This is a genomic window from Streptomyces sp. YJ-C3 (genome assembly GCF_053891275.1).
The window spans coordinates 5549025-5567373 of sequence record NZ_CM132685.1; the positions used below are offsets into that span (position 1 = coordinate 5549025).

Here is an 18349-nt window from a genome sequence, read left to right on the forward strand (position 1 = left end):
GAGCGGATGAAGACGCAGCGGCACGCCGGTCGGGTCGGCCCGGTCGGCGACGACAGCGGACGGTCGCGCCTGTGGGGCCCGTACCTGAGCGAACGTCAGTGGGGCACGGTCCGCGAGGACTACAGCGCCGGGGGCGACGCATGGTCCTACTTCCCGCACGATCACGCCCGTTCGCGTGCCTACCGCTGGGGCGAGGACGGGCTCGGCGGCATCTGCGACGAGCAGCAGCGGCTGTGCCTGGCCCTCGCCCTGTGGAACGGGTCCGACCCGATCCTCAAGGAGCGCGCCTTCGGTCTCACCAACGGCGAGGGCAATCACGGCGAGGACGTCAAGGAGTACTACTTCTACCTCGACAGCACCCCGAGCCACTCCTATCTGCGGTACCTGTACAAGTACCCGCAGGCCCCGTACCCGTACAACGATCTCGTGGCGGTCAACCGGGCCCGCACCCGCCAGGAGTTCGAGTACGAGCTGCTGGACACCGGGGTGTTCGACGACGACCGGTACTTCGACGTGACGGTGGAGTACGCCAAGGCCGAGCACGACGACATCCTGATGCGGATCACCGTCGACAACCGCGGTCCGGACGAGGCGACGCTGCACGTGCTGCCGACGCTGTGGTTCCGCAACACCTGGTCCTGGGGCGAGCGGCCGGACGACGCCGTCCGGCCGCGGCTGCGGTCGGTCGAGGGGCCGCGCTCGACCGTCACCGTCCGGGCCGACCATCCCGAGCTCGGCAGTTACGACCTGCGGTGCGAGGGGCAGGCGGCGCTGCTGTTCACGGAGAACGAGACCAATCACGAGCGGCTGTTCGGCTCGGCCAACGCGTCCCCGTACGTGAAGGACGGCATCGGCCGGTACGTCGTCGACGGCGACGAGGCCGCGGTCAACCCGGGGCGGGAGGGCACCAAGGCCGCCGCGCTCCACACGCTGACCGTGCCCGCCGGCGGGTCCGAGACGGTACGGCTGCGGCTGGGGCCCGCCGGTGCCCAGCTGTCGCTGGCCCGCGGCTTCGACACGGTGTTCAAGGACCGGATCACCGAAGCGGACGACTTCTACCGGAAGTTGACGCCCCGCGGGGCGAGCGAGGACGAGGCGCGGGTACTGCGCCAGGCGCTCGCCGGGATGCTGTGGTCGAAGCAGTACTACGCGTTCGACCTGGAGACATGGCTGGCCGAGCACGATCTGACGCCGTGGAGCCCGCCGCGCGACGGGGTACGCAACCGCGAGTGGTTCCACATGGTCAGCGGCGACATCGTGTCGATGCCCGACAAGTGGGAGTACCCGTGGTTCGCCGCCTGGGACCTCGCGTTCCACGCCGTGGCCTTTTCGGTCGTCGACATCGGCTTCGCCAAGTCCCAGCTCGAACTCCTGCTGCAGGACCGCTTCCTGCACCCCAACGGCCAGATCCCCGCCTACGAGTGGAACTTCGGGGACGTGAATCCGCCGGTGCACGCCTGGGCCGCGTACTTCGTGTACACGGTGGAGCGGGCCACGACCGGGCGGGCCGACCACGCCTTCCTGGAGCGCACGTTCCAGAAGCTGCTCACGAACTTCACGTGGTGGGTCAACCGCAAGGACCCCGGCGGCCGCAACGTCTTCCAGGGCGGCTTCCTCGGCCTCGACAACATCGGTGTCTTCGACCGCAGCGCTCCCCTGCCCACCGGGGGCACCCTGGAGCAGGCGGACGGCACCGCCTGGATGGCCCTGTACTGCCAGTCGATGCTGCAGCTCGCGCTGGAGCTGGTCGAGCACAATCCCTCGTACGGGGACCTGGTCGTGAAGTTCGTCGAGCACTATCTGTGGATCGCCGCCTCGATGGACCGGCTCGGGGACCTCGGGGACGAGCTCTGGGACGAGGAGGACGGGTTCTTCTACGACGTGCTGCGGCTGCCCGACGGGCGGGCGGACCGGCTGAAGGTCCGCTCCATGGTGGGGCTGCTGCCCCTGTGCGCGTCGACCGTGTTCCAGCCGGAGCAGCTGGCCCAGCTGTCCGGTCTCGGCGAGCGGTTGCAGCGGTTCGCCGACCGTCATCCCTCGCTGTCGGTGACGATGTCGTCGGCGACGGCCGGCACGACGGGCGGGCCGCGGCTGCTGTCCGTCATGGACGAGAAGAAGCTGGTACGGGTGCTCGCCCGCGTCCTGTCGGAGGACGAGTTCCTGAGCCCGTACGGGATCCGGGCGCTCTCCCGCCACCACGCCGAACACCCGTACACGTTCCGGGTGCACGGCGAGGAGTACAAGGTCTCCTATCTGCCCGCCGAGTCGGACACGGGCATGTTCGGCGGCAACTCCAACTGGCGCGGGCCGGTCTGGCTGCCGATGAACGCCCTCGTGGTGCGGGCACTGCTCAATCTGTACGGCTTCTACGGCGACGACCTCACCGTCGAGTGCCCGACCGGCTCGGGCGTGCACAAGAACCTGTACGAGGTGGCCCAGGACATCAGCGCCCGGCTCACCCGCATCTTCCTGCGCGGCGAGGACGGCGGACGGCCGGTGTACGGCGGCCAGCCCAAGTTCCGTGACGACCCGCACTGGCGGGACCTGGTCTCCTTCTACGAGTACTTCCACGGCGACAACGGCGCCGGTATCGGCGCCTCCCACCAGACCGGCTGGACGGGCCTGGTCGCCGCCCTGATGAAGATCTTCGGCACGCTCGGTCCCGAGGACTTCCGTCCCGGCCACAAGAGGAGGCAGTCCCGATGACCTCATTGCCCGCTCAGCCCGTCGTGTACGAGGTCAACACCCGGGTGTGGCTGCGTGAGACCGCGCTGCGCACCGGCCGCGCGACCGGGCTCGGGGACGTGCCGAAGGACGTCTGGGACGAGATCACGCCGGCCGGGACCGACGCCGTCTGGCTCATGGGCGTGTGGGAGCGCAGCCCTCGCGGGCGGGCCATCGCCCTGGAGAACCCGGCGCTGCGCGCGGCGTTCAGCGAGGCCGTCGGGGACATCGGCGAGGAGGACATCGCCGGCTCGCCGTACTGCATCCGCCGCTACGAGGTCGACGCGGCGCTCGGCGGCGCCGCGGGGCTGGCCGCCGCGCGGGCCGAACTCGACCACCGGGGCGTCGGGTTGCTGCTCGACTACGTGCCCAACCACGTGGCCCCGGACAGCCCGTGGGTGGGCGAGCACCCCGAGTACTTCGTGCAGGGGGACGGCCAGGACGCGGTACGGGATCCGGCGGCGTTCCTCGACACGGGGCGGGCCGTCCTCGCGCGGGGCCGCGACCCGTACTTCGCGCCCTGGCCGGACGTGGTGCAGCTGAACGCCTTCAGCCCCGAGCTGCGGCAGGCGACCGGCGAGGTGCTCGGCCACATCGGGGTGATCTGCGACGGCGTGCGCTGCGACATGGCGATGCTGCTCATGAACGACGTGTTCACGCGGACGTGGGGCGAGCGGGTGGGCGCACCGCCCGCGGCGGACTTCTGGCCCGAGGTGCTGACCGCCGTCCGGCGCCGCCACCCGGGAATGGTCTTCGCGGCGGAGGCGTACTGGGATCTCGAATGGGCGCTGCAGCAGCAGGGGTTCGACTTCTGCTACGACAAGCGCCTCTACGACCGGCTGCTGCACGAGAGCGCCGAGTCCGTCCGGGGGCATCTGCGGGCCGACGAGGAGTACCAGCGCCGGCTCGTCCGGTTCCTGGAGAACCACGACGAGCCCCGGGCCGCGCGGACGCTCGCCCCGGACAAGGAGCGGGCCGCGGCCGTGCTGATCGCGACGCTGCCCGGCGCGACGCTGTGGCACGAGGGCCAGTTCACGGGACGCCGGATCCATCTGCCGGTCTTCCTCGACCGGCGCCCGGCCGAGAGCGCGGACACGTCCCTGCGGGCCTTCCACGAACGGCTGTTGTCGGGTGTGCACCGCAGCGGTATGCGCACCGGCCGGTGGCAGCTGCTCGACTGCACCGGCTGGCCCGACAACGACTCGGGCCGTGATCTGATCGCCTCCTGCTGGACCGGCCCCGCGGGCCGGTTCCTGACCGTGGTGAACCTCTCCGGCCATCCGGCACAGGCCAGGATCCGGCTCCCGTGGACCGAACTCGGCACCGATTCCTGGGAGTTGACCGAGCTCCTCGACAACGACCGGTACGGGCGCTCGGGCCAGGAACTGCTGGAGAGCGGCCTGTACGTCGACGTGCCGCCGTGGGGCACGCATCTGCTGTCCGTCGTGGCGAACGGGGCGGCCCCGGTCGGCTAGCCGCCGCTCCAGTGGGCGCCGCCGTGTGACCGGAAGGCCGCGACGGCGCTCTCCACTGTCGGGAAGAAGCGCTCCGGGTCGAAGGTGCGGTCGAGGCCGTAGTGGTCGATCTTGCGCCGCACGGGATCCTTGAGTTCGGCGAAGACCAGGAGCACGCCCCGCTCCTGGAGGGTCTCGTCCAGTTCCACGAGGATGTCGGCCGCGGTCGTGTCGACGTCCGTGACCGGCTCGGCCGCGAGCAGCACGCAGCGCGGCGGCGGTTCGGCGCGGGTGGCCCGCAGGATCTCGTCGCGGAACGTCTTGGCGTTGGCGAAGAAGAGGGGCGCGTCGAAGCGCAGGATCACCAGGCCCGGCAGCTGCTCGGCGCCCGGGTGGGAGCGTACGTCGTGGTATCCCTCCAGGCCGGGTGCGCGCCCGAGCACCGTGCTGTAGGGCCACCACGCGCGCCGGAAGACGTTCAGGATGGACAGGCCCACCGCGACCGCGATGCCGGGCAGCACACCGAGCAGGGCCACGCCGAGGAACGCCGCGATGCACAGCCAGAACTCGGCCTTGCGCTGCCGCCACAGCCGCCGGGTCCCGGGCAGGTCGGCCAGCGACACCGAGGCCGTGATGACCACGGCGGCCAGCGCGGGCTGCGGCAGGTCGCGGAAGAGCCCGGGCAGCAGGACGAGCATGAGAAGGATCAGGACGGCACCGACCACGCCGGTGAGCTGCGTCCTGGCTCCGGCGCGCTCGGCCACAGCCGTCCGCGAGCCGCTGGTGCTCATCGGGAATCCCTGGAAGAGCCCGGCGGCCACGTTGGCCGAGCCGATCGCGATCATCTCGCCGTTGCCGCTGACCTCCTGGCCGGTGCGGACCGCGAAGGCCGACGCGTTGGAGATGGTGTCGGCGAGGGACACCAGGGCGATGCCGAACGCCCCGGCCAGCAGCGGTCCGAGGTCGTCCCAGCGGATGTCGGGGATCGTGAACGGCGGCAGTCCCTCGGGCAGCCGGCCGACGAGGCGTACGCCGTGCTCCCCCAGGTCGAAGGCGACCGACGCACCGATGGCGAGCACCACCATGACGAGGACGGCCGGCACTTTCGGCAGCAGCCGCTGCAGGAGCAGGATGAGGGCGATGCCCGAGGCGCCCACGGCGATGGCGGCCGGCACGGTCTCCCCCTCGGCCGCCCCTCGCACGAAGGCGCCGAGTTCGGCGATCAGCCCGTCGGCCTCCGTGGAGAAGCCGAACAGCTTCGGCAGCTGGCTGACGAGGATGGTCAGGGCCAGGCCGTTCAGGTAACCGATCATGGTGGGCCTGGAGATGAGGTCGGCGACGAAGCCGAGACGTGCCACCCCTGCCAGGAGCGTGATCACTCCGACCAGGAGGGCCAGGGCCGAGGCGAGCGCCACGGCGCGGGCGCTGTCGCCGTCGGCCACGACCAGCGGCAGGACGGTCGCGGCGATCATCGGGCCGAGCGAGGAGTCGGGGCCGAGGACGAGGATGCGCGACGGTCCTGCCACGGCATAGGCGAGCAGGCAGAGCACGGACGTGTACAGCCCGGTGATCGGCGGCAGCCCCGCCAGTTCCGCGTACGCCATGCCCTGCGGGACGAGGAGCGTGGTCAGGACGGTCCCGGCGACGAGGTCCTTGACCAGCCAGGCACGGCGGTACTCCCGCAGCGTCCTGAGGCCGGGCGGCAACGCGGGCACCGCCCCCTCACCGCCGTCCGGCACCCGCGGGCGTCCGGCGCCGACGGGCCACCAGCTTGCCCAGCTCCCACAGCGCGAGCAGTGCGAGGGGCGGCAGCAGGGCCCAGCCGAACTGGCCGATGCGCAGCGGTACGGTGCCGAGGATCCGGTTGAAGGCGTCCGTCTGCGTCACCAGGACGGCGAGGACGAACTCGGCGAGGATCGTCCAGTTCAGCTGCTTGCTGTCGAACGTCTCCGTGGTCAGCACGGATCCTGTCTGGCTGCGGCATTCCAGGGCGGCCACGATCAGGCACAGCGCGAACGAGGTGAACGCGATGGAGTTGCCGATGCGCACGCTGTCGTAGCGCGCCGCCCCCAGCGCGATCAGGCCGAGCAGTCCCACGGTGATCGCCGTCCCGGCCAGTGCGACCGTCAGCATCAGAGCGGGTGTCATCACCGGTTCGCCGCGCGGCCTGGGGCGCCGGGCCATCAGTCCGGGGCTGACCCGGTCGAAGCCGAGGGAGAAGCCGAAGGCCGCGTTGACGACGAAGTGGATCCACAGCACCTGCGCGGGCGTGAACGGTTCGCCGTCCGCGATGTCGAGCAGGGCGGCCCCGAGGAACGTCAGCACGAACACGACCAGCAGCACCAGCACGAAGCGGATGTACTTGGTGAGGTTGTCGTAGATCTTGCGGCCCTGTTCCACCGCGTGGAGGATCGTCGCGAAGTTGTCGTCGGAGAGGATCATCCGGCCGGCGTTCTTGGCCACGTCGGTGCCGGACCCCATGGCGATGCCGATGTCGGCCGCCTTGATGGCGGGGGCGTCGTTGACGCCGTCGCCGGTCATGGCGACCACGTCGCCCTTCTTCTTCAGGGTCTCGGCGAGCAGCACCTTGTGCTCCGGGGCGACCCGGCCGACCACGCCGATGCCGTCGATCCGGGCGAGCCGCTCCTCCTCCGGCAGGGCCGCGAACTCGGCGCCGAGGATCGCCTCTCCGCCGATCCCGACCTGTCGGGCGACCGCGGCGCCGGTGGTGACGTCGTCCCCGGTGACCATCCGTACGCGAATGTGGGCGGCCTGCGCTGCAGCCACGGCGTCCCGGGATTCGTCGCGCGGCGGATCGACCATGCCGACGAGGCTGGTGACCCGCAACTCCGTGACCAGGGCGAGCAGATCGCCGTCCGGCGCGAACCGTGCGGGGTCGAGGTCGCGAGTGGCGGCGGCCATCACACGGCGGCCCGCGCGCTCCATCCGCTCGACCTCGCGCAGCGCCCCCTCGCGCAGCGCGGCGTCGAACGGGATGCCCGCACCGTCCGACAGGGCCGTGGTGGTGCGGGCCAGCACGGCCGGCGCCGCTCCCTTGACGAAGCAGCGCACGACCGGCCGCCCCGCCGCGTCCGCGGCCGGGTGGAAGGTCGCCATCAGTTTGTAGGTCGGGTCGAAGGGCAGCGTGGCGAGCCGAGGCAGTCCCGCACGGGTGGCCGCCACGTCGAGACCCGCCTTGTGGCCGAGCACGAGCAGCGCGCCCTCGGTGGGATCCCCGACCACCTGCCCGTCGACCAGCGTGGCGTCGGCGGCGACGAGGTAGGGCAGGATCGCCTCGTCGATGCGGGGCGTGCTGCCCACCGCGTGGTGGATGCGGCCGTCGAGGCCGTAGCCGGTCCCCGAGACCGTGTACCGGTCGAAGGCGTCCACCACTTCGACCACGGTCATCTGATTGACCGTCAGCGTGCCGGTCTTGTCGGTGTTCACGGCCGAGGTGAAGCCGAGCGTCTCCACCGACGGCAGGTCCTTGACGATCGCGTGCCGGCGGGCGAGGTCGAGGCCGCCCCGCGACAGGATCGTCTGCGTCACCGTCGGCAGCGCCTCGGGCACAGCGGCGATGGCCAGCGACACCGCGCTGACGAACAGCACTTCCCACGGCGCGCCCCGGGCACGTCCCAGCGTGAACATCACGACCATGGTGATTCCGGCCGCCCCGACGATCCACAGCGTCAGCCGGTTCAGCTCCCGGGTGAGCGGCGACTGCTCCTGCGGCGTGGCCGTCAACATTCCCGAGATGCGGCCCAGTTCGGTCGCGGCGCCGGTGGCCGTGACGACGAGGAGGCCGCTGCCGTGGGTGACCGGGGTGTTCATGAACGCCATGTCCGTCTGGTCCGCCGGGCCGAGCCCGTCGCCCTTCACCACGGCGCAGTCCTTCGCGACGGGGACGCTCTCGCCGGTGAGGGCGGATTCGTCGATCTGCAGGGCGCTCGCCGCCACGAGCCGCCCGTCCGCCGGCACTTCCTCCCCCGCGGCGAGCAGCACGACGTCCCCGACGACCACCTCCGTGGCGGGGATCTCGGTCTCCCGGCCCTCGCGCCGAACCCGCGCCGTGGCTTTCGTCATGGCCTTCAGGGCGTTCATGGCGCTCTCCGCCTTGCCCTCCTGCCGCAGCCCGATGACCGCGTTCACCACGGTCAGGGCCAGCAGCACCACCGCGGTGCCCCACTCCTGCACGGCGAGCGACACCAGCGCGGAGACGACGAGGATGACCTGCATGTACGAGGTGTACTGCGCGAGGAACCGGAGGAGGCCCGGCACCGGCCGCTCCTCCGGCAGGGCGTTCGGCCCGTCCTGGGCGCGCCGCGCGGCCACCCGCGCGGCGTCGAGGCCCACGGCCGGGTCGACGCCGAGTTCACCGGCCACCGCCTCGGCCGAGCGGGCGTACCAGGCCGGCGTGTGCGCGACGGGGGCTTTCCCTCCCGGCGCCTGTGCCGTCATCGCCGCCTCCGATCTCCACCGTGCCCCTGGTGTCCACGGCGCTTGACGGCGTACGGATCGGCCGCCGCGCCGGCCGGCGCCTCCTTCTTCAACTGCCGCTTCTCCAGATCCAGTTCATGGCGACTGCGGTCGTCGATCGCCGGATAGTGCGGGTCGATCTCGATGAGGGTCCGGGCGAGGACGGCGGCCGCGCAGATCCGCGCGTACCACTTGTGATCGGCGGGCACGACGTGCCATGGGGCCCAGGGCGTGCTGGTGGCGGACAGCATGTCGGAGAAGGCCGCCTGGTAGTCGTCCCACCGGGCCCGTTCCCGTACGTCGGACGCGGAGAACTTCCAGTTCCGCTCCGGGACGTCGATCCGTTTGAGGAAGCGGACGCGCTGCTCCTCCTTGGACAGGTTCAGGAACACCTTGACGACCCGGAATCCGTTGTCCGTCAGGTACCTCTCCCACGCGTTGATCTCCCGGAAGCGTCGGCGCCAGAGCGCCTTCCTGCTCTTGGGCCGACCGGGCAGCCGCTGCCGGTCGAGGAGTTCGGGGTGCACCCGCACCACCAGCACCTCCTCGTAGTGCGACCGGTTGAAGATGCCGATCTCCCCGCGGCGCGGCAGTTCGCGGGTGTAGCGCCAGAGGTAGTCGTGGGCCAGTTCCCCGGCGGAGGGCACCCTGAAGCCGGCCACGCGCACGCCCTGCGGGTTCACCCCGCTCATGACGTGACGGATGGTGCCGTCCTTGCCCCCGGCGTCCAGCGCCTGCAGGCACAGCAGCACCCCGTGGCTCCCGTCGGCGGCGAGTCTGCGCTGGTAGTCGGCGAGCAGGGCGACGCCGCTGCGCAGGATCTCCCGGCCCTCCTTCTTGTTCTTGATGCCCACCGTGCGCGCGGGGTCGAAGTCCTTGGACAGGTTCACCTTGGAACCCGGTTCGACGCGCAGACGATCGACGAATCCGGCGATCCGCTCGGCCTGCGCGTCCGTCGTACGCGCCCGTCCGTTCTTCATGGAGCACCTCGGCTAGGACAGCGGGTCGCGTTGCACGACACAAAGCCCCCAGATGATGAAGCCGTCCAGCGCGATCAGCGTGAGGGACCACAAGGGGTAGTAGGGCAGCGAAAGGAAGTTCGCGATCATCATCAGGCCGGCGATGACGATGCCGAGGATCCGCGCCCACTTCATGGCCGTGAACAGTCCGATGCTGACGATCACCGCGACGGCCCCGCAGACGAGATGGACCCAGCCCCAACTCGTCAGGTCGAACTCGTAGACGTAGTTCGGTGTCGTGAGAAACACCTTGTCCTCCAGTACGGCCGAGAGGCCGCGGAAGAAGCTCAGCGCTCCGGAGATGAACAGCATCACCGCCGCGAAGATCGTCAGTCCGCCGGCGGCCGCCGCCTTCGCGCTGCCCGGACTGTGGTGCGACGTCGTCGAGGTGACCATGACAGGACCCCCAGGTTCGAGGAGGGTGCCCACTGCACCGCTCTGCCGCCGAGTGTCACGGCCGCGTCACCGCCGGGCGTCACCCTCCGGGGGTGACGCCCGGCGGTGCACCTGTCAGGAGGCTGACGACGTCCGGTCCGTGCGGCTCGTGAGCGAAGGCGAAGTGATGACCGTGGTGTCCACCCCCGATGCGGCAGACGCCCGACGGCACAGCCGCAGCCGGCGGCGCCGGGTGCTGGCGCCGCTCGCCCTGGCCCAGTTCATCTGCAGTTTCGCCGGGTCGAACATGACCGTGATGATCAAGGACATCAGCACGGACCTGGACACCACGGTGCAGGGGGTGCAGATCGCGATCACCGCCTTCCTGCTGGTGATGGCCGCGTTGATGATCCCGGGCGGCATCCTCACCGAACGCTACGGCCGCAAACGCTGTCTCATCGTCGGCCTGACCGTGTACGGGATCGGAGCCCTGCTCAGCGCGGCGGCGCCCGGCCTGGGCGTCCTCATCCTCGGCAACTCGATCCTCGAGGGCGCCGGCACCGCGCTGCTCATCCCGCCCGTCTACATCCTCACCACACTGCTGTTCACGGAGGTGACGGAGCGGGCCCGGGCCTTCGGGACCATCATGGCCATGGCCGGTGTCGGTGCCGCCGCCGGACCGCTGCTCGGCGGGCTCATCACCACGGCGCTGAGCTGGCGGGCGGCCTTCCTCTTCCAGGCCCTGGTGGTCGCGGTGATCGTGCTGCTGAGCCGCCGGCTGGACGACCCGCTGCCGCCGGACCCGCACCGTCCCTTCGACACCGGCGGGGCGGTCCTGTCGGCCGGCGGCCTGGTCCTCGTCGTCCTCGGGATCCTCGCGGCGGACGACAACCTCTGGCTGTCGGTCGGGCTGCTGCTGGCCGGCGTCCTCGTCCTGGTGGGGTTCTTCCGCTGGGTGCGCGCGAGGGAGCGGGCCGGGGTCGACGCGCTGCTGCCGACCGCGCTGTTCCGCAACCGCACCTCCGATCTCGGCCTGATCACCCAGCACGTGCAGTGGCTGCTGCTGATGGGGCTGTCCTTCGTGGTCGCCACCTACCTCCAGGTCGTACGGGGATACTCCGCGATCGCCACCGGAGTGATCTTCACCGCGTCGACGGTCGGCCTGCTCGTCAGCTCGCTCGGCGCCGAGCGCTTCGCCAAGCGGCGCGCACAGCGCACGCTGATCATGGCCGGATTCGCCGTGACCATCTGCGGCATCGGCGTGCTCATCGCCCTGGCCCACGGCGCACCGAAGGCCTGGAGCTTCACCCCCGGGCTGCTCCTGATCGGACTGGGGCTCGGGCTGATGCTGACGCCGTCGGTCAACGTGGTGCAGTCGAGCTTCTCCGAGGACATGCAGGGCGAGATCTCCGGCCTGTCCCGCTGTGTGTCCAACCTCGGGTCGTCGCTGGGCACCGCGATCGCGGGCACCATCCTGGTGGCCGATCCGGCCGTCGGTCCGTATGCCGTCGCGCTCGTGGTCCTCGCCGTCATCGGGCTCGGCGGGCTGGGCGCCGCCGCGAAGCTTCCTCGGACCCCGGCCCCCACCCGCCACGGGTGAGGCCCGGAGGGACCGGGTCACGGCCGGTCGTAGGACACGACGCTGGCCACCACCAGATCCTGCACCGCCGCGCGGCGCCTGCTCAGCGGGATCCAGCACAGGCCCAGCGGGAACGTCACGCACAGGACCGCGCGCGCCAGCGCGCGCGGCAGCCCCAGCGGGCGGCCCGAGCGGTCGGTGACGCGCAGCCCCATCAGCCGGCCGCCCGGCGTCCAGCCGACCGCGTGCCACGCACCGCCGAGGTAGACGACGGCCACGGTCCAGCTGACGGATCCGGTGAGCCAGCCGGGGAGTTGGGGAAACCGGAACGGGGGCCCGGTGACGAGCAGCAGGGCGCAGCCGGCGCCCACGTGGACGACGAGGCCCATCAGCGCCAGGATCAACGCGTCGATGACCGCCCCGACACCGCGCGAGACGATCCCCGCCGCCTCGCCACCGGTCCGGGGTCTGCCGTCCGGCGCGGTCACGGGGTCCGCCGCGCAGGCGGTGCGGCGGCGTCGTCCGGCGGGGGCGGGGGCGATGGGGACCTGCCGAGCAAGCGGTCGGCGAACCGGTTGACGCCGCGGTCGCCGCGCTGCCCCAGGAGCCGGAACGCCTCGACGGTCTCCACGGTCATCCCGCCCCCGGTGTCGCGGACGATCCGTCCGAGGTCGATCTCGCGCAGCACGTCGCGGGTGAGTCCGACCAGGTCGATCCGGTCGATCACCGCGTCGACGTCGACGCGGTCGGCGATCCGGTTCACGTCCACGCGCTCGGCGATCCGGTTCACCGCGACCCGGGCGGCGATCCGTTCGACGTCCACCCGGTCGGCGATCCGGTTCACGTCGACCCGGGCCACCACGGCGTCCAGGTCGAGACGGTCGAGCACGGCCGAGACCAGCGGACGCGCCAGCGCCCCCGTCACGTCCGCCAGGGTGTCCAGCGTCCACCGCGCCCACCGCGCGACGGGACCCGCATGTGCGCCCACCATGGTCCGAGCCAAGCAGGGTCCGGCAGGCCGGGGCATCCTCCGCGGCGGGTGAGCCGCCTCGTCAGGGGACGTGCGGTCCGCCGAGGTAGGTGCCCTCGCGGTCGAACGGCCAGGCGTTCGCGGTGCAGCCGTGGAGGCCCTTGATCTGCTGCATCATCGCGGGGGCGGGCCGGCCCGGCCCCGGACACGTCTCGTGGCCGTGGCCGATGCGGTGTCCCACCTCATGGTTGATGATCAGCGCCCGGTACTCGCCGATCGGCCCGTCGAACTCCGGTGAACCGCCCGCCCAGCGGCGGAGGTTGACGACCACCGTGCGCCCGATGCTGCAGTTCACCTCGCCGCCGGTGTCCAGACCGGCCGATCCGCAGAGGCAGTCCACCGTGTGCGGGGTGGCGATCTTGACGATGAAGTCCCGTGGTCCCGAGCCGACGAGCTGGAAGGCGTCGACGCCGTCGCGGCTCCAGCCGCGCGGGTCGGCCAGGATGCCCGCTATCTCGTGCGCGGCGTCGTCGGCGTGCAGGCCGGTGCCGTCCTCCACCTGCACCTTGTAGCGCCGCAGGTGCCCTGTGCCGACCCGGGTCCCGTCCCCTTGAGCGGTGGTGAACGTGCCCGGCCCGACCACGGGCACGACGCCCGGCACGGCGCCCATCGTGGATCCGGTCGGCGCGTGCCCGGCCCGTACGCAGCGGGCGATGGCGAGCGTCTTGGTGTGCTGCCAGTACGCGTACGCGGCGCCGCCCGCGACGAGCACGGAGGCGATCACCGCGCTCGGCAGCAGTATGCGCGCCAGGCGTCTTCGTATCCTCCCGGCACGGCGCGCGGCATGACGTCGTCGGTTCACCATGGCCCCCCCTGGATCGTGAACCCCTTGATCCTGCCACTTGGTTCGGACCTGCGTTCGGCCGACCCGGCGGTTCGTGGTGCGACGACGAGGTCACCGGCGGGTCAAAGGCGCCCCGCCACCGCCCGGTTCACGGCTACCGTGCGGGTCGTGACCGCGGCGGCGACAGGCGGGTACGCGCTGGGGGCCGGGGGCGGCCGGATCGATCCGGCCGGTCTGGTCCTCGCGCTCGCCGGGATGCTCGCGTTCGCGGCGTACGGCTTTCTCTACCGGCGGCGACTGGGCGATCTGCCGCCGTCGGCCGCGCTGCTCGGCGCGGCGACGGTGATGCTGCTGCCGTTCGCCGCGGCCGCGCGCGCGGGGCGACGCTCGCGCAGTGGGGCGGCATCGTGCTGCTGGGCGGCGCCGTGTACGCGCCCGCGTATCTCGTCCAGCACCGGCTGATCCTGCTGCGGGGCCCGGTGTTCACGGCGGCCGTGCAGCTCGCGGTGCCGTTCACGGTCCGGCTCGGGTCCTGGGCGCTGGGCACCGACGGGCCACCATCGGTGCCCGAACTGGCCCTGCTGGCCTGCGCGTTGTCCGGGATCGGCCTGGTCGCGCCGCGGCCCCGGCCCGCCGCCGCGTAGCCGGGGCGGTCATGGCGTCGCGCCGATCGCCGCCTTCAGCACGTCGCGCATCGGCGTCGGCGCGTGCCCCACGAGGGACGCGAGCGCGGGGTCGACCGCGGCGAACTCCCCCTTGCGGCCGGCCTCGAAGAGGCCCACGAGCAGGTCGGCCTGTGCCGTCGGGACCCCGTGGGCGACGAGTCCCGCGCGGTACTCCTCGTCCGGGACGACGATCCGCTCGACGGGGCGCCCCGAGATGTCGGAGGCGAGCGCCGCGATGTCGGCGAGGTCGAGGGACTCGGCGCCGGTCAGCGCCGGGGTCGGACCGTCGAAGCGGCCCTCGTCGGCCAGTACGGTCGCGGCCGCCTCGGCGAGGTCGGCATGGGCGGTCCAGGAGACCGGGCCGTCCTGCGGGGCGATCAGCCGCCCGGTGCGGACGGCGTCGCCGAGCATCATGACGGCCGACGTCGCGTAGAAGCCGTTGCGCAGGGACGTCCAGGGGACGCCCGCCTCCCGCAGGGCCCGTTCCGTGGCGGCGTGGTCGGGCATGGGCGCGAAGGGCGAGGCCGGGCTCGCGCCCATGTGGCTCGTGTACAGGATCCGGCGGGCGCCCGCGGTGACGGCGGCCGTGATCGCGGCACGGTGTCCGTCGACCGCCTGCGTGCCGGTGGAGTCGGTCGAGACGATCAGGACCTGCTCGGCCCCCTCGAAGGCGTGGACCAGGCTGGCGGGCTCGGTGAAGTCGCCGCGGCGGACCCGTATGCCGCGCTCGCGCAGGTCCTGTGCCGTGTCGGGGGTGCGGACGCTGACGGCGATCCGGTCGGCGGGGACCCGGTCGAGCAGCCGCTCGACGGTCTGCCGCCCGAGCAGGCCGGTGGCACCGGTGACGATGATCATGACGACTCCAGGCGTGGGGAGGAACGAGAGAAGCCAGCAGCCGTGAGCGGCGCTAACACTTTTGAGGTTAGCACCGATAAAATATCGCCGCTAACAGCATCCTGTTACCGTTGCCACATGAGCGTCGAGGAGATCACCGCCCAGGACGGCCCCCGCGAGCGGATCCTCGCGGCCACCGCCAAGCTGCTGTCCGAGGGCGGCCAGGAGGCGGTGTCGACACGCGCGGTCGGGGCCGCGGCCGGGGTGCAGGCCCCGACGATCTACCGGCTCTTCGGCGACAAGCAGGGTCTGCTCGACGCGGCGGCGGCCGAGGGCTTCGCGGCGTACCTCAGCGACAAGACCGGGCTCGAGCCGACCGGCGACCCCATCGAGGACCTGCGCGCGGGCTGGGACCTGCACCTCGGCTTCGGTCTCGCCAACCCGGCGCTGTATCTGCTCATGTACGGCCGTCAGCGGCCCGGCGCCACCCCTCCCCCGGCCGCCGTGGCGGGCACCGAGATCCTCGCCGCGCACATCCGCCGGATCGCCGAGGCGGGCCGGCTGCGGGTCACCGAGGAGCGTGCCGCGCAGCTGGTGCACGCCGCGGGCAGCGGCACGACCGTCACGCTCATCGGCCAGCCCGAGGGACAGCGCGACCTGGAGCTCTCGATGCTGGCGCGCGAGGCGGTCATCGCGGCGATCACCACCGGGGCGCCCGCGGCCGAGACCCCGGGCCCGGTCGGAGCGGCGGTCGCGTTGCGCGCGGCCCTTCCCGGGACCGAGGCGCTGACGGAGGCGGAGCAGGCGCTGCTGCGCGAGTGGCTGGACCGGATCGCCCGGAGCCAGTGAAGATCAGCGCGGACCCGGACGGGCCCGCGCTGATCGCCAAGGTGGTGCTCGTACGTCAGTTGCGCTCGGCCAGTACCTTCAGGATGTCGTCCGTCGGGCCGGTCTCGCCCAGGCGCGGAAAGATCCGCTCGACGCTGGAGCGGTGCGCCTCGGCGTCCACGTCGGTCATGGCGTCCGTGGCGAGGGTGACGTGATAGCCGTGCTCGTGGGCGGCGCGGGCCGTGGACTCGACGCCGATGCTCGTGGCGACGCCGGTCAGGACGACCTGGGTGACGCCGCGCCGGCGCAGGTGGAGATCGAGGTCGGTGCCGTAGAACGCGGACCAGTTCCGCTTGGTGACGACGATGTCCTCGGGGTGGCCGGCGAGCGCGTCGACGACCTCGTCCCAGCCGGCCGGCGGGGTCGCGGTGCGGCGGGGTGTGTCGGTGCGGCCGGGCGTCGCGTCGGCGCCGTCGGCGGCGTGGGAGACGCGGACGAGGACGACCGGCAGACCCTGGGCGCGGAACGCGTCGGCGAGCCGCACCGTGCGCTCCAGGACCTCGGCCGTGGTGTGGGGCGCGCCGGGCACGCCCATGACGCCGTTCTGCAGGTCGACGACGACAAGTGCGGTGCGGGGGTCGACAGTGGTGACGGGCATGAGGGAACCACCTTTCCAGCAAGGGGAGTTGAGTGCGCTACGTGTCGCGGCCGACGCGGCTCAGCGAGCGGTCGGCGAGGCACAGGAGCAGGAACGAACCGGCGACGGCGATCAGGAGCCACGCCAGGCCGTGCAGTCCGGCACCGGTGGCGCCGTCCTGGAAGAAGGCGGCGGTCGCCGCGGAGGCGAGCAGCGCGCCGAGATAGGAGAACGTGCGCAGCAGCCCGGCCGACGAGCCCATCCGGGCCGGGTCGGCCTGCGCGTACAGGGTGTTCTGGTTGGCGAGACCGATCAGCCCCTGGGGCACACCGAAGAGCGCGCCGATGACGACCAGGAGCCAGACCGGGCTGGCGGACCCGAGGAACAGCAGGGCGGCGCAGCCCAGGAGCTGGGTGATCGCGCCGACGGCGAGCTTGGCCCGGACCCGCGGGTCGCGCCCGGTCAGCGCCGTGACGACGAGGGCCGCCGCCGACATCGGCAGCAGGAGCAGCCCGGCGTGCGAGGCGCTGAGCCCACGGCCCTCCTGGAGCCACTGGCTGTAGCCGTACAGGAAGGCGTAGGACGTGGTGTACGCGAGGAGCTGACGCCCGAACGTGGCCAGCAGCGGCGCGTTCCCGCCCAGCACGCGCAGGTCGATGAACGGGTCGTCGGAGCCGAGCTCGCGGCGGGCGAACACGGTGCCCGCGGCCAGGCCGATCACCGGCAGGTACCAGTGGGCGGCGCCCGGGTCCATCAGGAAGAGCATGAACGCGGTCAGCGCCCCGGCGAACAGGACCATTCCGGTCACGTCGGTGTGCACGTCGGACCGGCGCGTCGCGGTCCGCGGCAGCCGCCGGGCGCCGAGCACCAGACAGGCCGCCGACAGCGGCACGTTGATCGCGAAGATCAGGTGCCAGCCGCCCGCGCCGATCAGCAGTCCGCCGAGCGTCGGTCCGACGACGGCGATGACCTGGTTGGAGACGGAGAGCGAGGCGAGGATGCCGCTGGGGCTCTTCATGCCGGTGCGGTCGGACTCGGTGCGCAGCAGCGACATGGACGCCGGGTACGCGGCCGAGGTGCCGAAGCCGAGCAGGACCCGGGAGGCGACGAGGACCCAGAGGTTCGGCGCGAGGGCTCCGAGCAGTCCGGCGACGCCGACCAGCGCGGTGCCCGCGAGATAGAGCCGCCGCGGTCCGAACGCGTCGACGAGCCGGCCGATGACCGGCTGGCCGACGGCCGTGGCGAGATAGAGGCCCGACACGAGCCAGGCGGTCTGCGAGGGCGGTGCGCCGAAGGCCCGGCCGATGGGGATCAGCGCCACGGCGAGCATCGAGGAGTTGATCGGGTTCAGGACCGAGCCGAGGATCATCGGCGCGATCAGGCGGCGGTCGAACCCGCCGGGGCCGGCCGTGCGCGCGCCACGTATGCGCTCGGCGAGCCGGATCACGCCTGCGCCACCTCGTCGAGCAGCTTCATGGCCGTGATGACGGCCCGCACCTCTTCCTCGGTGCCGTGCTCCTGCAGGGCCCGCGCGAGCCACGCCTGGCGGGCCAGCCGGTCGCCCTGGCGGCGCTCGCGGCCCCGCTCGGTGAGGGCGACGACCTGGCGGCGTCCGTCGTGCGGGTCCTGGCTGCGCTCGACGAGCCCGTCCCGCTCCAGCGAGATGACGGTCCTGGCCATGGACTGCGGCCGAACGCCCTCGGCGGCCGCGAGCTCGCTCGCGGACGCGGGGCCGGTCTTGGCGATACGGGTGAGGACGGAGGCCTGCGCCGGGGAGAGCTCCGCCTCCCCCTCGTGCCCCTTGACCTCTTCGAGGTTCTCCAGGGCCTTCAGCTTGCGGCGCAGCCGACCGAACACCACCCACAGGTCGCCGGCCGCCCGGAGGGCGTCGGCGGAAACGGGTTCTTCTTTCTCGGTCATGCCTCCACCGTAGATCGACAGCCC

17 protein-coding genes are annotated in these 18349 nt (G+C 72.1%); 6 read left to right on the forward strand and 11 right to left on the reverse strand.

Annotated features, from left to right (window positions below; all coding sequences use genetic code 11):
- Positions 1–6 precede the first annotated feature (6 nt).
- The gene (locus tag ACVHNB_RS24835) at positions 7–2706 is read left to right on the forward strand and encodes an MGH1-like glycoside hydrolase domain-containing protein (protein ID WP_456225914.1); all 2700 of its coding nucleotides are present in this window, start codon (positions 7–9) and stop codon (positions 2704–2706) included.
- Entirely contained in the window at positions 2703–4199 is a 1497-nt protein-coding gene (locus ACVHNB_RS24840; RefSeq protein ID WP_456225915.1) for an alpha-amylase, read from the forward strand. Before ACVHNB_RS24835 ends, ACVHNB_RS24840 begins: the two co-directional genes overlap by 4 nt.
- Here ACVHNB_RS24840 and ACVHNB_RS24845 read toward each other — a convergent pair.
- From ACVHNB_RS24845 to ACVHNB_RS24860, 4 genes are read right to left on the reverse strand one after another with little or no spacing between them, the layout of a single operon-like run.
- A complete protein-coding gene (locus ACVHNB_RS24845; RefSeq protein WP_456225916.1) occupies positions 4196–5893 on the reverse strand; it encodes a SulP family inorganic anion transporter in 1698 nt (565 codons plus the stop codon). The genes ACVHNB_RS24840 and ACVHNB_RS24845 overlap by 4 nt on opposite strands.
- 7 nt (positions 5894–5900) lie before the next feature.
- A complete protein-coding gene (locus ACVHNB_RS24850) occupies positions 5901–8636 on the reverse strand; it encodes a cation-translocating P-type ATPase (RefSeq protein ID WP_456225917.1) in 2736 nt (911 codons plus the stop codon).
- Positions 8633–9634 (reverse strand): polyphosphate kinase 2 family protein, encoded by a 1002-nt coding sequence (locus ACVHNB_RS24855; protein ID WP_456225918.1) that lies wholly within the window; start codon positions 9632–9634, stop codon positions 8633–8635. The genes ACVHNB_RS24850 and ACVHNB_RS24855 overlap by 4 nt, the downstream gene beginning before the upstream one ends.
- A 12-nt stretch (positions 9635–9646) precedes the next feature.
- On the reverse strand, positions 9647–10069 hold the full coding sequence (locus ACVHNB_RS24860) for a DUF7144 family membrane protein (protein WP_428956454.1): 423 nt from the start codon (positions 10067–10069) through the stop codon (positions 9647–9649).
- A gap of 166 nt (positions 10070–10235) precedes the next feature.
- Here ACVHNB_RS24860 and ACVHNB_RS24865 point away from each other — a divergent pair, with 166 nt between their 5' ends.
- Complete coding sequence (locus ACVHNB_RS24865; protein ID WP_428957742.1) at positions 10236–11648, forward strand: MFS transporter; 1413 nt, start codon at positions 10236–10238, stop codon at positions 11646–11648.
- 17 nt (positions 11649–11665) lie between these two features.
- Here the strand turns inward: ACVHNB_RS24865 and ACVHNB_RS24870 are convergent, their stop codons facing one another.
- The 3 genes from ACVHNB_RS24870 to ACVHNB_RS24880 form a co-directional block, all read right to left on the reverse strand.
- A complete protein-coding gene (locus tag ACVHNB_RS24870) occupies positions 11666–12115 on the reverse strand; it encodes an RDD family protein (protein WP_428956453.1) in 450 nt (149 codons plus the stop codon).
- The gene (locus tag ACVHNB_RS24875; RefSeq protein WP_428956452.1) at positions 12112–12618 is read right to left on the reverse strand and encodes a hypothetical protein; all 507 of its coding nucleotides are present in this window, start codon (positions 12616–12618) and stop codon (positions 12112–12114) included. The genes ACVHNB_RS24870 and ACVHNB_RS24875 overlap by 4 nt, the downstream gene beginning before the upstream one ends.
- A gap of 61 nt (positions 12619–12679) precedes the next feature.
- Positions 12680–13462: a DUF3152 domain-containing protein gene (locus ACVHNB_RS24880; protein WP_428956451.1), complete on the reverse strand. Its 783-nt coding sequence runs from the start codon at positions 13460–13462 to the stop codon at positions 12680–12682.
- 138 nt (positions 13463–13600) lie between these two features.
- Between ACVHNB_RS24880 and ACVHNB_RS24885 the strand changes: the two genes are divergently transcribed.
- Together ACVHNB_RS24885 and ACVHNB_RS24890 are read left to right on the forward strand one after the other, a co-directional pair.
- Complete coding sequence (locus ACVHNB_RS24885) at positions 13601–13903, forward strand: hypothetical protein (RefSeq protein WP_456225919.1); 303 nt, start codon at positions 13601–13603, stop codon at positions 13901–13903.
- Positions 13867–14085: a hypothetical protein gene (locus ACVHNB_RS24890; RefSeq protein WP_456225920.1), complete on the forward strand. Its 219-nt coding sequence runs from the start codon at positions 13867–13869 to the stop codon at positions 14083–14085. Before ACVHNB_RS24885 ends, ACVHNB_RS24890 begins: the two co-directional genes overlap by 37 nt.
- A 9-nt stretch (positions 14086–14094) precedes the next feature.
- Here the strand turns inward: ACVHNB_RS24890 and ACVHNB_RS24895 are convergent, their stop codons facing one another.
- Positions 14095–14961 (reverse strand): SDR family oxidoreductase, encoded by an 867-nt coding sequence (locus ACVHNB_RS24895; RefSeq protein ID WP_428956449.1) that lies wholly within the window; start codon positions 14959–14961, stop codon positions 14095–14097.
- 117 nt (positions 14962–15078) lie between these two features.
- Between ACVHNB_RS24895 and ACVHNB_RS24900 the strand changes: the two genes are divergently transcribed.
- On the forward strand, positions 15079–15789 hold the full coding sequence (locus ACVHNB_RS24900) for a TetR/AcrR family transcriptional regulator (RefSeq protein WP_456225921.1): 711 nt from the start codon (positions 15079–15081) through the stop codon (positions 15787–15789).
- Positions 15790–15844: 55 nt separating this feature from the next.
- Here the strand turns inward: ACVHNB_RS24900 and ACVHNB_RS24905 are convergent, their stop codons facing one another.
- Genes ACVHNB_RS24905 through ACVHNB_RS24915 form a run of 3 tightly spaced genes read right to left on the reverse strand, consistent with a single transcriptional unit; the run spans position 15845 to position 18325 of the window.
- Complete coding sequence (locus tag ACVHNB_RS24905; protein WP_456225922.1) at positions 15845–16426, reverse strand: hydrolase; 582 nt, start codon at positions 16424–16426, stop codon at positions 15845–15847.
- Between the two features lie 37 nt (positions 16427–16463).
- Positions 16464–17852, reverse strand: coding sequence for an MFS transporter (locus tag ACVHNB_RS24910; protein WP_428956446.1), 1389 nt, complete (start codon positions 17850–17852; stop codon positions 16464–16466).
- Complete coding sequence (locus ACVHNB_RS24915; protein ID WP_428956445.1) at positions 17849–18325, reverse strand: MarR family winged helix-turn-helix transcriptional regulator; 477 nt, start codon at positions 18323–18325, stop codon at positions 17849–17851. Before ACVHNB_RS24915 ends, ACVHNB_RS24910 begins: the two co-directional genes overlap by 4 nt.
- Between the last annotated feature and the right edge of the window lie 24 nt (positions 18326–18349).